This window comes from Clostridium punense, from assembly GCF_017874425.1.
GTDB lineage: Bacteria > Bacillota > Clostridia > Clostridiales > Clostridiaceae > Clostridium_J > Clostridium_J punense.
Genome location: NZ_JAGGLL010000004.1, coordinates 95,261 through 111,022, shown reverse-complemented (window position 1 = coordinate 111,022; position 15,762 = coordinate 95,261). Strand labels below are relative to the sequence as shown.

Sequence of the window (15,762 nt, the reverse complement as noted above, 5' to 3'; positions counted from 1 at the left end):
ATAACATTCCTTATATAAAAACACACTCTAATATTAGTATAATAAATAATAACATAAAATATCAATGTTGATTACGAGATTTATACAAAATATTTCTAAATTCACTATTATCTTCTCACAAAAAATAATATTATCAAAATAAAAGAACCTATTACAATATACTCAACGTTGTAATAGGTTTTTTGCAGAACTTCCTGATGAAATTTTTATTCTCATCTTAAAAGCCTTAAAGGAACCGTAGAAAAATCAATGTACAAGCTAAATCTCAACTTCGGTTCCCATAATATATTTTTATTTTTTCACTTCAGTAACTCCAGTAACCATGCCATTATTCTCTAACTTAAAAGTGGATTTTAGTTCTTCACTAGCAAAATAAACATTTCCTTGCACTTTGGCATCTACTACTGAGAATCCTTTGCTTTCAACATAAACGTCACCTATAAAAGTTCCACCTTGAATTCTAGCATTTTCACTTCTAACAATCAACTTTGGCGCTGTTAATGAATAAGATGCTGTTTTATTTCTATTTTGGTCTTGATCATATAGTGCTATTTTGCGGCCTGCAGGTACTTGTTTTGTAGGATCTTGAGTATCCTTTTTAGTGAATTCCCCTTCTAGTACTATATCCTTCGTTGCCACATAGTCTCTTTTAATAATAATAATCCAACTTCCATCTTTACTAGCTGCTCTATGCAAAGAGTCTTCATCACTTACTACAGAAGGTGTTGCTACTACGTCTGGCTGGGCATTTTGCTGCTGAGAGTTTTGCTGTTGCTGGGTATTTTTTTCTTGTTGGGTCAATTTTTCCTCTCCAGGTTTGTTACCACAGCCTACTAACAATGTACTAACAAGAATTAATGATAAAACTACTGGCTTTAATCTCACACAAATACCTCCTTATACAACTAATTATTTTTATAATGGATGTTGCATATAGATTTACTCAACCTGTTTGCTACACTTTCCAAAGCTTTATGTAAAATCGCTATACAACTTATATATGCTATTTTCTGCAAAACTCCATCATAAAATACATCATAGTTTAAAATATTTTATTTGTTTTATAAAAGGTTTTTATTGTGCCTCTAAGTCTTTCCTGAAATCTTAAAATAATACTTTTTTATTTTTGTTAATAACTATAAAAAAATCCTTTTAAATATTAGAACAAATTCCATTATTTAAAAGGATTCAAATTATACTATTTTAAAACGGATTTTCTCATGCTTGTAACTATAAAAAGTATTAACCCAATGGCCGAAATTATATCACCAAGACTTACAACAAATCTGCCAATAAAATCTATTGGAATAGTGTCACCTAAAAAACTTAAATTTGTATTAGCATTGATAAGGGTATAAAGTCCTTCTGTATGGACATTGGTTGAGAACCCTATAGCTTTCAATGCGCTTGTACTAACAGGCATTGTTCCCCCGTTGGAGAATATGGCTAAAGCATTTAACATGAAACCTATTCCCATTATGACAATATACCTATTTTTTCTATTTAAAAATATAAAAGTGAAAATTAGTAGATACATTAATATATCTAAGAATAAGGTATTAATTCCAGCTGTAAAAATATTCTTTCGAATTAATAAGATAATTACAAACTCTATAGCAAAGCCAAAACCAATTAAGTATATTCCCTTTAACTCCATACTTTCTAGATTTGAAAGCCTTCCTTTTAATATATAGCCAATTATAACACCAAAAATTATTGCTAAAACAAACATTATACTTCCTACCCCTTTTACTATTCTCTATAAATTTAAAGAAAAAATATAAGTAGAGTTTTAGGCTCTACTTCTCAATATATTTAAGTAAACCTCAGCAACCTCAGGGTGAAACTGAGTTCCTGAATTATTTTCTAATTCACTGATAACTTCTTCTTTTGATAAACCTTTTCTATAGGGTCTATCCGTTTCCATAGCATCCACTGCATCTGCTAACTGAACTATATAGGTATCTAAACCTATCTCTTCTTCCTTCTTACCTTCTGGATAGCCCTTACCATCATATCGCTCATGGTGGTGTTTCACAACCGGGCCAACATATTGAAGATTTTTAACTTCCTTTAATATATTATATCCTATTTCTGGATGTTCCTTAATTTTATCAAATTCTTCATTAGTAAGTTTTCCTGGCTTATTTAAAATATTATCACTGACTCCAATTTTACCTACATCATGAAGCATAGCCGCAACAGTAAGTTTTTCAATCTTCCATTGATTATATTTTAACTTTTTGCTATCTCCATGGAAATTTCCGCCACTCTGCGAGAGTGCCCTTGTGTGTATTCATCTCTTGCTTCAATTGCATTCATTAAAGCTTCAACGGTTTGTATATACTGAGTTTTAGTGTTGATGTACATGGAAAAAACATATCTAGCAAGAACAATTGGGAAGAATGTTAGCGCAACTCCTATGTATTTATAATGACTAAAAACAATAACTAAAATAACACCAAAGGGTATCATAGTTATATAATTAACTCCACATAGCTTTATGTTCTCAAAATAACAATATAATATTGTTTTTTGAGTATGAAATGACATTAAAATTGAAATTATAAAAGTATTAAGTAAAAAGTAGACAAAACTAAATATAATTATCTGTGGTACATTTGTTGATATGTTATCTACACCATAATGACCTTGAAAAAAAACATAAAAATAATCTGCAATAAAAATTGGTAATACTAAAATACAGCAGTTAAATAAAGTGCCATATAATGGCGAATTAAATAAATGATTATACGAACCATCCTCTAACTTTAGTACTCTAGCTAAAAATCCGATTATAAACACTACAGTAGTTTCAAATGCTCCGAATAAAATATAAGTTGCAATAGTAATTGCAAAAGTTGTACTGAATGACATTTCATTATAATGTACAGTAAAAGTTTCTGTAAGCGCAGTTAATACAACAAAAAATATAACATTTCTATAACTTGAAATGTTAAAGCTTATATTGCCTATAAGTACTGAATAGATAAATGTTACTAAAGTAATTATATATACTGAAATGAAAAAAACTTTATACTTAACTGGTAACCCCTTCACTCAACTGTCCCCCTAATTTATATAAAACCGATTGCTTTTATATGTTACTTTCTAAATATCCAACTAACTTGAGAACCACCAGCTATTGCAAGTGCAAGTAATGTCATTAATGCTGGCACTATCTTTTTAATTAACTTTTTCATTTATAAATTCCCCCCTTCGTTTTATTAACAGGGCTTCGCTAAAACCTGCCATATTTAACTCCGCTAAGGGAAAAAAATGTAATTGGTGTTAATTAGTAAATTAATTTGTTCTTCCTTGTATCCTTCTATTTACTGCATCAAGGGTAGCCTTTGCGATGGCTTCATTTATATCATTTTTTATAATTGCTGATCCTACCATAGCTTCTTCACTATCATTTACAACCATATTAACAATCACAGATACAAAGGTTATATCTCGGCTTGTAGTAATAATTACATCTTGAACATCAAATATAAGAGGTTGTCCAATTATTTCCTCCACCGCTGTAACTGTAGCCTGTGCTACAACCTTTCGCCTATTTAGATTTGTTTTAATAGCAGTTTTACTAGCAATATAATCCTCTCCATCATAGCTTAATGTAACCTTGCACTCAATGCTATTGTCATTGGTCTCCATTATAAGGCCTTCATATTTGATTCTTTTTAGTCCTTTGTAATCTTCACTATCAATTTGAGCAATACTGATAACCTTTCTATCTATTCTATAATCAAACACTGCTAGTAAAGCAGTTTCTATATCTCTAACAATTTGTTTTGGTGACCTAGCTGTACTTGCTAGAATATGTAACTCTTGTAAATTCTCCTCATCATGTACTATCTTTACATGGTTAACACCACTAATTTTATTTATAATTTCACAAAAAGATGAAAAACCCATATTTATACTCCTCATAACCTTCTATTTCAGTTAAATTATACCTTAAATTCCACCTTTCAACAAGACTTTAGTTAGAATTGTGAGTAAATTTGTAATATTTATTTTATTTATGTAATATAGGTAAATTTATTTGAACTAATAAATTTGTTATTTTTAGTTATACTAACCTATGTAAACTTTATTATATTCTTATTCGTATATTTATTATATAAGTATAAACAAACCACTTTTTCACTTTCTATTATAGTAGCCTCTGCAGTCCCTAGAACTATTGCTTCAAATATGTCTATATATAGCTTTGTAATACATTAATTATAGGAGGAGGATTGTCATGAAAAAAAAATCTCTTAGATTTTTATGCTTAATTTCTGTAATAACTACATTCATATCTTTAACTGCATGCAATACAGCTAAAAATAGTGATATACTAAAGGAACCCTCTTCAAATGAAAGCGGTGAGCTAGTTTCTGCTCCAACTTATAATCCAGTTTACTCTGAAAGTAAAAATAATGAAGAGAAAAAAGAGCCTGTTGAAAAGATTAAGAAAGATACATCATCTACTACTGATAAACCAGTTGAAAAAACTCCTATTAAAACAGAATCAAGCAACGAAGGTGGTACAACTATTTCAAATGAAAATAACTCCACTGAAAAGTTAGATTATAGGAATTTAAATAATACTAAAATAAGCTGGTGGTTTAAACCAAATAAGCTTCATGTTACTCCTGAGGTAAATACTAAACTTGACTTTGACTTAAATAAATATGATGCTTGTTATGTAGGAGATACAGATAGAAAAGTTCTTTATATGACTTTTGATGAAGGTTACGAAAACGGCTATACCGGTAAGATATTGGATACTTTAAAGGAAAATGATGTTAAAGCCATTTTCTTTGTGACTTTACCCTACCTTAAAGGTAATCATGATTTAATTAAAAGAATGGTTGATGAAGGTCATATTGTTGCTAACCATACCAATCATCACCCTTCTATGCCTACAGTTACTGGCACTGAAGAAAAATTTAATAAAGAATTAAAGGATGTAGAAGATGAGTATTCTAAAATTGTTGGAAAAGAAATGCCTAAATTTTTTAGACCACCGATGGGTGAATATTCTGAGAAGAGCCTTGCCATGACTAAAAACCTTGGCTATAAAACTGTATTTTGGAGCTTTGCATATCATGATTGGGATATAAATAAGCAACCTGATCCTGTGAAAGCTAAGAAAACCATTTTAGATGGTCTTCATAATGGTTCAATAATGCTAATTCATGCTGTATCAAAAACTAATACAGAAATCTTAGGCGATGTAATTAAGGAAGCCAAAGCTCAAGGTTACGAATTTGAGTTATTAAAAGATAACTAATCAACCAGTAGCGTACCATTAAATAAAACTTTAAAGAGAAATTATCTATTTACCAATAAACCCCTTATATAAAGCTTACCTTGTTTGACTACAAAATTCCTAATGGAACTAAGTTAGATCCCTATAGGAGCTTATGTCTAGCTTGTTTTCCTTAAAGTCCTTAAGCAAGAAAATAGTAAAACCTAATCTTTGCTTAAGGACTTTTTAGTTTCTCGCCATAAAAGATTTATATTTTATATTAATTCTATTTTATTTCTTTTTATAAATTTACCATAACCCTTTTGCCCTATAAACTCATTATTTCTTGCAATAATTTCTCCCCTAGCCATAATAATTTCAGGATAACCTACAAGTTTAATACCTTCATAAGGGGTATAATCTACATTCTCATGGAGCATATCCTTAGTTATAGTAACTTTTTTATAGGGATCAAAAATAACCAAATCCCCATCACTACCTACTGCAATAGTTCCTTTTTTAGGATATAATCCAAATAGCTTTGCTGGATTGGTACTAGTTATTTCAACGAACTTATTCAAAGAAATTCTTTTCTTACTAACTCCCTCTGAAAATATTATTCCTATTCTAGTCTCTACCCCTGGAGCACCATTTGGACACTTTGTAAAATCGTCTTTTCCTAGTTGTTTTTCTTTATTAAAATTAAAAGGGCAATGATCTGTGGCAATTACCTGTATGTCACCGTCTTTTATACCCTTCCATAGTGCTTCCTTATTATTCTTTTCTCTAAGTGGAGGACTCATTATAAATTTCAGCCCGCCATTATTAGGTAATTTATATTGCTCTTCATCTAAAACTAAGTACTGAGGACAAGTTTCAGCAAATATGTTATCCTGACCTCTTTCTTTTGCACTTTTTATATATTGAAGCCCCAAAGCTGTTGAAAGATGAACTATATAAAGAGGAGCGTTTTCTGCCACAGCAGCTACATTTATCATTCTATTCACTGCCTCACCTTCAGCTTCTTCCGGTCTACTTTTGCTATGATAAATAGGCGCTACCAATCCTTTAGCTAAATAGTCCTCTCTTAAGTAATTAATTATTTCATGATTTTCACAGTGAACTGTAGTAATTCCACCTAGCTCCTTTAATTTTTTTAACACCGCTAGTGCTTCATCATTCTCTACTTTGTAGCCATAAGTAAGGTAAAATTTAAAACTTGGTATGCCATAATTGATTATTTCCTCAAGCTCATTTAGAATATCTTTGTTAACATGTTGAATAACTCCATGAAAACTATAATCAATTACGGCCTTCCCCTGTGCAAGATTATGGTAAACTTCTATTTGGTGCTTAAGACTACACCCCTTAGGTCCGAAGGCCATATGATCAACAATGGTTGTTGTCCCCCCACAAGCAGCAGCTACAGTGCCAGTGTAAAAATCATCTACCGCTCTGGTTATTCCTACATCTAAATCAAAATGGGTATGAACATCAATACCACCTGGAATAACATATTTTCCTTTAGCATTTATTATATTAACTTCATTTTTATTTATATCTACTCCTATTTCTTTTATAATTCCTTCTTCTATAAATAAATCCCCTTTAAAAGTATCACTTGCAGTGACAATAGTTCCTCACTTAATTATATAACTTTTCATTTTTACACCTACCTTTCCTAAAATATATGCAATAAACATTAAATATATTTAAATTCAACTTTGTACAAAATAAAATTTCTATCTACAAAGCAAAGTAACCCCCTTAAGTTATAACTCTATCTATAACTTAAGAGGGTTACTCTGTATAAGACATCTTCAAAATAAATAATCCAGTATGCTAGTCTATGTTGACCTATTATTTATTCTCTGAAGCCTAATTAATTATTTTATCCTTATAACCTTTGCTTATTTTTCAATAGCATCAGCTAAACATTCATCTATAATATCTTCTGTAATTATATCAATTACTATAATGCTTTGTTTTTTCATTTTCATACCTCCTATTTATCCCTTATAAAATTGTCACTACAAAACAGTATGCTTTTACCGCCAGCTTAAGCATATCGGAAGAACAAAATTATTAATTAGGTAGGGATTAGAAGGATATATTCATGTTGAAATGAATTTTTATTATAAATTATCTATTTTTATAATTCTAATATCTAATATAACTTTGGCTTTATAGTTTATATATTGTAACTATTCTATAAGATTTTTTTCTTTTCATAACTTACTAAGTATACCTCATTAATACTAAAATAACAAGCTAATATTTTTGGAGTTATTGGTATTTAATATGTTTTTTACAATAAAATACCTTTTCATAATTCTCTCATCATAAGATTTACTTTAATATTATAGAAATAACTTTTAAAAACAAATTAAACCTTGCGAAAATATTTAACGGTTTCCTTACAATATAATCTTATCTATAAAATAAAAAAACAGTAAGAAAACTTCTCTTACTACCTTATAAACTCTATAAATTATATTGCAATATGCAAATCATAAATATCTAAGTTTAAATATGGGGTGAACGATGGGATTCGAACCCACGACAACCAGAGCCACAATCTGGTGCTCTACCAACTGAACTACGTCCACCACATGGTCGGGGTGACAGGGATTGAACCTGCGACCTCATGGTCCCAAACCACGCGCGCTCCCATCTGCGCTACACCCCGATGAGAATTTTGTTCCTTCTCTCTGGAACAATTATTATTTTACAGTGTTTTATTGCTAAGGTCAACAGATTTAATAAATGTTCTACTAGAAAAAATATTTAAAATATTTAATCTTATAAAAAACCTAGGGCTTCTATAAACCCTAGGTTTTATACAGTTGTTCTTTTTTATTCAATAACTTTCAATAGAATTTCATTACTTCTTTTTATAAATTCAGACATGGCCTCTGCATCTAGCTGTTTATGACTTATCATTGCTAGGTCATAAACATGACGGCAAATTAAGTCTACCAATTCCTTTTTATCTTCACTTTTATTTAATTCTACAACCTTATTAATTAAGCTATTACTCTTGTTAATAACTAAGGTTTCTTCCTGTGGGAACATAGCACCCATATCCATACCACCAAACATTGCACTCATTTCTGCCATTCTTCTTGACTGTTCAGAAAGCAATACTATAGCTGGAACTTCCTTAGTTTTAAGACTTTCAACATCATACTTTAACTTATCTTTATTAATAGAAGTCTTAAAGATTTCTTCTATTTCTTTAGTTAACTCTTCATTTACTTCTTCAACATCAGCTTTTAATGTATCCCTTAAGTCTGCATCTATTCTATTAAACTGCACACCACTTTCGTGAGCCTCAAGAAAGCTAATGAAGTGATTGTCAATGTTAGAAGATAAAACTATTGCATCTAGATCTTGTTCTTTAAACAACTTAATGTATTGTGCTTGTTGCTTTTCATCACTTATATAAGTAACCTTATTTTCATGTTTCTCCTTATTTGCTTCTAAATACTGTTTTAAAGAAACATATTCATCATTTATAGTCTTAAATATTATTATATCTTTTACCTTGTCATAGAACTTTTCATCTCTTAAGCAGCCATATTTAATAAATATATTGATATCTTTCCAAAACTCATTATATTTTTCTCTTTCATTCTTGAAAAGCCCCGTTAACTTATCAGCAACCTTATTTACAATATGTCTTGAAATCTTTGACACATTACTGTCCTTTTGTAAGAAGCTTCTTGACACATTAAGTGGAATATCTTCACAATCGATAACTCCTTTTAAAAGTAATAAAAATTCCGGAATTACTTCTTTTATGTTATTAGCAACAAACACTTGATTGTTATATAATTTTACTTCCCCTTCTACAGCTTCAAACTCATGTTTAAGCTTAGGGAAATATAATATTCCTTTAAGGTTAAAAGGATAGTCTACATTTAAGTGTATCCAGAATAAAGGTTCATTAAAGTCCATAAACACTTTTCTATAAAAATCCTTATACTCCTCATCGGTACAATCTTTAGGTGCCTTTAGCCATAAAGGATTCACCTCATTAAGTGGAGTTTTTTCTATACTTTCTTCATCTTTTTCATTTTCATTAATTAGATATATTTCCACAGGTAAAAAAGCACAGTGTTTATTTATTACTTCTCTTAATTTATATTCTTCTAAAAACTCTTTACTATCTTCACTAATGAATAAGGTAATGGTAGTTCCTCTTTCTTTTCTTTCTGAAGAGGTGATTTCATATTCAGTACCCCCATCACAAATCCATTTCACTGATTCAGCATCTTCCTTATAGGATAAAGTATCAATTTCAACTTTGTCCGATACCATAAATGCAGAATAAAATCCTAATCCAAAATGACCGATGATATTATTAGCTTCGTCCATTTTATCTTTATATTTAGCAATAAACTCCTCTGCTCCAGAAAAAGCAACTTGATTTATATACTTTTTAATCTCTTCAGCAGTCATGCCTATTCCGTTATCACTAAACTTTATTGTATTATTTTCTTTATTTAAGGACACTATAATTTGGAACTTAGGCTCTGCTTCTATTTTTGCTTCCCCAATGGAACTTAATCTTTTAAGCTTGTTAATGGCATCTGAGCCATTGCTAATAAGTTCCCTTACGAATATATCCTTGTCAGAATATAACCACTTTTTAATAATTGGCATTATATTTTCCGTATGAATAGAAATATTTCCATTCTCTCTAAGCATATATACACACCTCCAAATATTTTCCTTAAATATTTTATACCATTTTTTATGACAAATAAAGTATATTTACAATTTTTTATCAATTTCATATTAGATTTAAATCAATTTTTCATACTTTCTGCAATTACAGTTCTAATTTTATTTTTAATGAGTTCATCATGATATACTTTATCTAAATTGAATTTGCATCTATTTACTATAGATAAGAACGTCACTGTTTTATTTGCTTTAACTAAGTTAGTAGCTGCCTTCTCAATTTTTTTATTCATCAGATAAACTTCTTTTTCATATTTCATCTTATCCAGTATATAACTTCTAAGCTCTGGATATTGATTTATAATATAAGGAGTTACCCCTGCTTTTTTCACCACATTTGCAAATACCAAGGTTTCAGATTTTTCAAGAATATCTAAAATAACCATATCAATTTGAGCTTTATATTCTTCTCCACTTTTAACTTGTAAATCAGTGTCCCTTAGACAATTATCCATGTTTTCACTCCTCATTCGACATTACTTATAATATAATCATATTATATTATAAGTATATTGTAAATTATTTCATTGAAAAGAAATTAGTATAACTGCCTCCATAATTTACATTAATTCAATGTATATAATTGCCTAGTTAACTCTTCTTAGTATTTTTTATATTTTTAATAATTTATTGATATACTCCATTGATTTCTACATAAAATGTTTTTATAATCCACCTATCAAAGGTGCTATGTTAAATCCTGCATTTAAGATAAGCTCTTTATCTAAATTTTCATCTAAATGCATGCAATAAACTCTATGCCTTAGAGAAACATCTATGGCATCACATAGGCTGTTAAATGACATATGACCAGTTTTCACAAAATCTACAGATGTTGTATCTTGATAAATAATGTGCACTTCTTCACTCTTTAATTTTTCCATAACCCCCTTTGGAATTTTATTACTATCCCCACTATAGTAAATAATCTTTTTATCTATAGTTAAATAAAAACCAAAAGCAGGTATAGATTTTGTATGACTGCTGGGAAAAAACTCAACAATATAGTCTCCTAAATTTTTATCCCAAACCTGATTTTTCATTGAAGTTTTCAAGTTATATTGATTTTCTTTTACTCCTATGACAGAAAACAGCTTCATGAGTACGGTATTTTCTGGGAAATATATTATAGGCTTTACTTTCAATTTATAATAACAATAAAAGATTAAATCTCCCAAACTTCCTACATGGTCAGGATGAGTATGAGTTATTATTATATGAAGAGTTGTAATGTCACTTAATAGTCCACTCTTTTTTAATCTATCAAACACAGTTCCGCCGCAATCTATAAGTATCATGGAAGTTTCTCTTTTGATAACCCCACTATTATTCCCAAGAGCTGTATTAAAAGCACTACCTATACCTACAAAGTCAATCATAAAATAACCTCTCTTCCAAATTATTATTTATAATATTCCATAGTGAATTTTATATTACATATTTCTAAAAGCCTTAGAGTTAATCAAATAGTTCTCCATATAAAATAAACATAAATCTTCACTACCTATACTAGCGATTATATGAACCTCCTTAAAAGTATGATAGTTGTTATTTTAATTATTCCATTCTTAAATATTTAACATTACAATTGGTTTTTAAACTTATTATTTATCAATATCTCTTGATATTTGATTGAAAAATAAAAATAACGGGAATAATCCCGTTATTAAAAGTGTGGTGTTATTTCTTCTCTTTGAATTCTTTTTAAATCTTTAAGTCTTAAATGAGTTTCATCCATTATTTTATCCCAATCTTCGCCAGCTATCATCATTTCTTTAGCCTTGTTATGCAACTCATTATCTCTATCTTTTTCCATAACAAATACTCCTCCTTAAACATGTAGTTAAGAGTATTTTGTCATTGTTTCAAATCTATTATTCATCTTTAATCCTAGCGTAAAGTTATAATTGTAAATTTTAGTGTTATAAGTTTTATCCCTACTCTGCTTTTGCTCCTGTAGCTCCATTACTCTTCATAATTTTCTTCATTCCTTCTGTTACTTCTATTTTTCCATCTGGCATAACCCACATAGCCTCAACACCTTCAAGGCTTTCCACTAATTTACGACTTTCTTCATAAGGTAGCAAAAAAGTAGTAGTAGATAAAAAGTCAGCAAGTCCAGAATCTTCGGTTACAATAGTTACAGATCTATAGTAATCCCCTGGCATAAAGGTTTTAGGATCAATAAGGTGATGCATTACTTTACCATCAACCACATAATATCTTTGATAGTCTCCACTTGTTACCACCGATGCATTATTTAAGAAAATTGTATCTAAGGTATCCTCACCATCTGAAGCAATAGCTTTATCTGGATCTTGTATTCCAATTCCCCAACGTTGTCTTACACCATCAAGAGGTTTTCCTAAAACTCTTACATTGCCACCTGCGCTTATAATTCCAGAGTTTAATCCTTCTTTTAAAATATTTTTTGATACTACCTCTGTGGCATAACCTTTAGCCACTGCTCCCACATCTAAACTCATATGCTTATCTTCTAAATATACTGTGCTATTTTCTTTATCTACAATTACTTTATCTAAATCCATATATTTTGCAGCTTCCTCAAGATCTGACCTTGGTGGAATCTTTGCATTATCTGGATCATTTTTCCCTGACTCGCGATAATCATGCCATATGGTAAGGACTGGCCCCATAGCAATATTTGTTTCTTTTCCAGTTTTGTTATACCATTCCTTTGAAAACAAAATTAAATCTAGTATATCCTTATCTACCTTTACTGGTTTTATTCCTGCATTGTCATTGATAGTTTTTATATTATTTATACCTTCATAATCATTATATATATCATATAATTTATGAAGTCTTGTAAATTCTGTATGTATTTTTTCCATGTAGTTTTTAAACTCTTCTTCTGTCTTTGTATATGCAACCACAGTAGTTATAGTGTTAAAAGTATCGAAAAAACTATCTGTATATTTAGTGTATTCAGTACTGACATTTTTCTTACATCCTGTAAAAATAAACATGAATAGAAGTACGACTATTAATCCTTTAGTTATTTTCTTCATGCAATATCCCTGCCTTCTTATTTATTGGAGTTAGACCATAATAAATAAATTATAAACAACTTTATTTCCTAAAGCTATAATTATATTAAAATTTAAATATTTGTATTCTTTATATCAATCACAATCAGATTATTATAATAATTTTATCCCATCAATTCTTTATCATAAATTCATGTATTTATTTTAATGGATATAAGTTTTATATATTTTATGTAGTTCATGTAAAATCTTAATAAGATCATTAACTAAATAAATTAAGTTGTTAAAGTAGTGCATATATTACTTAATTAAAGACCCCCCCACATATCGTGAGAGAGTCTTTAACTAAATATCTTTTATATATTATATCTTTAAGTAATTATTTTTCAATAAAATAACTAACTTTATGCTACTTAGCCTTTTGAGCGCCTTCTTCAACTGCAGCAATGTAATCTTGTACTGATACAGTTACAGAAGATTTAAGTTCAGCTACATCTGGAACTGCTGGATGAGCATCATCTTTCTTAACTACTTTCATTCCTTTTATTTCATCAACTTTTTTGCCAGCCATGTATTTTTGTAACTCAGCAATTTGTTGATACCATTCCTTCTTAATTGAAGAAGCTTTTATCATACCATAACCATCACCAAGTTCAACTTTAGTTTTTGGTGCTTCCTTCTTATCAGAAGTTACTTTACCATCTTTACCAAAATTAACTTTTGTTTGAGCATTGTCTATTACAGTTGCAACAACTTTGCCATCTTTGTCAAATGCAGTAGTAGCCATTACTGTGTCAACTTGTGCTGTTGGAAGAACTTCTTTTCCATCTTTATCTGTTCCTAATGCTTTAGAGCTAGCTGTAGATATTTTGTGTCCTAATCCTATTTTCTCAGCACCTTTTACTTCGATTGCATTTTTATATGCTTCTTCAAGTCCTGCAATGTATCCTTCTACAGATACAGTAACTGAAGACTTAAGTTCAGCTACATCTGGCACTGATGGATGAGCATCATCTTTTTTAACAACTTTCATACCTTTTATTTCTTCTACAGTTTTACCAACCATCCACTTTTCAAGTTCTGCTATTTGTTGGTACCACTCCTTTTTAATAGAAGAAGCTTTAATCATTCCGTAGTTATCACCAAGTTCAACCTTAGTTTTTCCTTCAGCTTTTATATCAGCCTTAAGAGAAAGATCTTTGTTGTAATCTACTTTAGTTTGAGCATTATCAATTGTTACCTTTACAACTTTTCCATCTTTATCGAAAGCAGCAGCAACGATAATAGTGTCTACTTGTCCAGTTGGAAGAACTTCTTTTCCATCTTTATCAACACCTAAATCTTTTGAACTTGCGATTGATGTGATATGTCCCATTCCCATTTTTGCAATTCCTGCTCCACTTGCTGCTTTTGAACCACATCCTGTGAACACAGAAAGAGACATAGTAAGTATTAATGCACTTAATGCTAGTTTTTTCATTTTTTTACCCTCCACCCCTAAAATAAATGAGTTAACATAATTTCCATTGTGCTTAAATTTTAACATATTGTTTATTTATTGACAATATGTTTATTAAAAATTATAGAGAATTATTTCTGAATTTCTTTGTAATAATGAAGAATTTTGATGAATATCATAGTAATTTGAACCTTAATTTACATATTAAAAGTTTACTTCATCTATATTATGTCTATGCATTTTTGAATTATTTGTAATTTATATGTTATATATGTAAATAATATTGTTAAATATATAGTAATATTATAAATTTAACTTTTTTATTCATATATATTCATTGTTTAAAATTGTAAATATTATTAACTATATGAATAAGTATGTTAACCATCGTATAAATTACAAATATACCTTCTACAAAATTATAGTGTTTAGTAATGTAAATAAAGTAATAAAAGAACCATATCAATGCCGCTACTTAAGACATTAATACGGTTCTCATATTATTTTATCATCATTTCATTCAATGAAATTTTTGGGTTTTTATATCTTCCTTTTTTCTCAGTACCTTTTCCATATTGAATAGCTCCAGTTGGGCACAAATGTATGCAGGCTAAACATTGAGTACAGTTACTACCCCATTGTGGCTTTCCTTGTACTTTTATATTGTTACAATTGCATACTTTTTCGCAAACACCACAACTATTGCAATTATCAGAAACACAGAATTTTTTTGGATCTGCTGCACCCTTATTAAATAAAGGATTAACTATTCCAGTAAGCAAACTTGGCATAAAACCCTTGTTAATCATGAAGATTCCCTTGGTCTTATTTCCTACTATTTTATTAATGTTGTCAATGATACTTTCTGCTTCCTGTAATTTCTCAGCTTCCACTTCCTTGTTATCTACATCCCCCATAATAATATAATTATTAGGCATTTTAATAGAGAATCCACTACTAAGCTCTAATTGTTTTTTGCTTAGTGCTTTATTTAAAACTTTTATTGTATTTCCAATATTCTCACCACAGGTAGCCACAGTAAATACATAAGTATTATTATAGTTATTAAACTTAAGCTTTTCTATAAATTCTAAAACCTGCTTTGGTGGTGCCCAGGCATATATAGGATATACAAATCCAATAACTTCATTTGGTTTTAAGTTATACTCATATAGGCTTTCTTCCTTCTTAAGCATAGAAGCAATTGAAATTAGTTCTTCATTGTTCTCCTCTGCAATTTTCTTAGCAACATATAGTGAATTTCCTGTTCCACTAAAATAAAAAATCATAATAATCCC

Annotated in this window: 14 protein-coding genes and 2 tRNA genes; 1 reads left to right on the top strand and 15 read right to left on the bottom strand. The window is 29.6% G+C overall.

The genetic code is table 11. The features are described from left to right. Positions 1-291 precede the first annotated feature (291 nt). The 5 genes from J2Z44_RS03665 to J2Z44_RS03645 all read right to left on the bottom strand — a co-directional run bounded on the left by J2Z44_RS03665 (position 292) and on the right by J2Z44_RS03645 (position 3,921). Positions 292-885, bottom strand: coding sequence for a hypothetical protein (locus J2Z44_RS03665; RefSeq protein WP_021283422.1), 594 nt, complete (start codon positions 883-885; stop codon positions 292-294). Positions 886-1,198: 313 nt separating this feature from the next. Next, a complete protein-coding gene (locus tag J2Z44_RS03660; RefSeq protein WP_021283421.1) occupies positions 1,199-1,732 on the bottom strand; it encodes a DUF5317 domain-containing protein in 534 nt (177 codons plus the stop codon). A 60-nt stretch (positions 1,733-1,792) separates the two neighbouring features. Continuing rightward, entirely contained in the window at positions 1,793-2,218 is a 426-nt protein-coding gene (locus J2Z44_RS03655; RefSeq protein WP_278245294.1) for an HD-GYP domain-containing protein, read from the bottom strand. Positions 2,219-2,235: 17 nt separating this feature from the next. Further along, positions 2,236-3,060: a hypothetical protein gene (locus J2Z44_RS03650; RefSeq protein WP_209649350.1), complete on the bottom strand. Its 825-nt coding sequence runs from the start codon at positions 3,058-3,060 to the stop codon at positions 2,236-2,238. A 243-nt stretch (positions 3,061-3,303) separates the two neighbouring features. Next, positions 3,304-3,921 (bottom strand): hypothetical protein, encoded by a 618-nt coding sequence (locus J2Z44_RS03645; RefSeq protein ID WP_021283416.1) that lies wholly within the window; start codon positions 3,919-3,921, stop codon positions 3,304-3,306. A gap of 331 nt (positions 3,922-4,252) precedes the next feature. Between J2Z44_RS03645 and pdaA the strand changes: the two genes are divergently transcribed. After that, positions 4,253-5,287: a delta-lactam-biosynthetic de-N-acetylase gene (gene pdaA, locus J2Z44_RS03640; protein ID WP_021283415.1), complete on the top strand. Its 1,035-nt coding sequence runs from the start codon at positions 4,253-4,255 to the stop codon at positions 5,285-5,287. A 233-nt stretch (positions 5,288-5,520) separates the two neighbouring features. Here pdaA and hydA read toward each other — a convergent pair whose 3' ends face one another. The 10 genes from hydA to J2Z44_RS03590 form a co-directional block, all read right to left on the bottom strand. Continuing rightward, positions 5,521-6,879 carry a dihydropyrimidinase gene (gene hydA / locus J2Z44_RS03635; protein ID WP_242833414.1) on the bottom strand — a complete coding sequence of 453 codons (1,359 nt, stop codon included), beginning with the start codon at positions 6,877-6,879 and terminating at the stop codon, positions 5,521-5,523. A gap of 899 nt (positions 6,880-7,778) precedes the next feature. Next, a tRNA-His gene (locus J2Z44_RS03630) sits at positions 7,779-7,854 on the bottom strand. A 4-nt stretch (positions 7,855-7,858) separates the two neighbouring features. Beyond that, positions 7,859-7,934, bottom strand: a tRNA-Pro gene (locus J2Z44_RS03625). Between the two features lie 167 nt (positions 7,935-8,101). Beyond that, positions 8,102-9,958 (bottom strand): molecular chaperone HtpG, encoded by a 1,857-nt coding sequence (gene htpG, locus J2Z44_RS03620; protein ID WP_021283413.1) that lies wholly within the window; start codon positions 9,956-9,958, stop codon positions 8,102-8,104. Positions 9,959-10,059: 101 nt separating this feature from the next. Next, positions 10,060-10,449, bottom strand: a complete 390-nt coding sequence (locus J2Z44_RS03615; RefSeq protein WP_021283412.1) for a hypothetical protein — start codon at positions 10,447-10,449, stop codon at positions 10,060-10,062. Positions 10,450-10,659: 210 nt separating this feature from the next. After that, positions 10,660-11,373 carry an MBL fold metallo-hydrolase gene (locus tag J2Z44_RS03610; RefSeq protein WP_021283411.1) on the bottom strand — a complete coding sequence of 238 codons (714 nt, stop codon included), beginning with the start codon at positions 11,371-11,373 and terminating at the stop codon, positions 10,660-10,662. Between the two features lie 287 nt (positions 11,374-11,660). Further along, positions 11,661-11,810 carry a hypothetical protein gene (locus tag J2Z44_RS03605; protein ID WP_021283410.1) on the bottom strand — a complete coding sequence of 50 codons (150 nt, stop codon included), beginning with the start codon at positions 11,808-11,810 and terminating at the stop codon, positions 11,661-11,663. A gap of 121 nt (positions 11,811-11,931) precedes the next feature. Next, positions 11,932-13,026, bottom strand: a complete 1,095-nt coding sequence (locus tag J2Z44_RS03600) for an FAD:protein FMN transferase (RefSeq protein ID WP_021283409.1) — start codon at positions 13,024-13,026, stop codon at positions 11,932-11,934. 388 nt (positions 13,027-13,414) lie between these two features. Further along, a complete protein-coding gene (locus J2Z44_RS03595) occupies positions 13,415-14,485 on the bottom strand; it encodes a hypothetical protein (protein ID WP_021283408.1) in 1,071 nt (356 codons plus the stop codon). 479 nt (positions 14,486-14,964) lie between these two features. Beyond that, positions 14,965-15,753: an EFR1 family ferrodoxin gene (locus tag J2Z44_RS03590; protein ID WP_209649349.1), complete on the bottom strand. Its 789-nt coding sequence runs from the start codon at positions 15,751-15,753 to the stop codon at positions 14,965-14,967. Between the last annotated feature and the right edge of the window lie 9 nt (positions 15,754-15,762).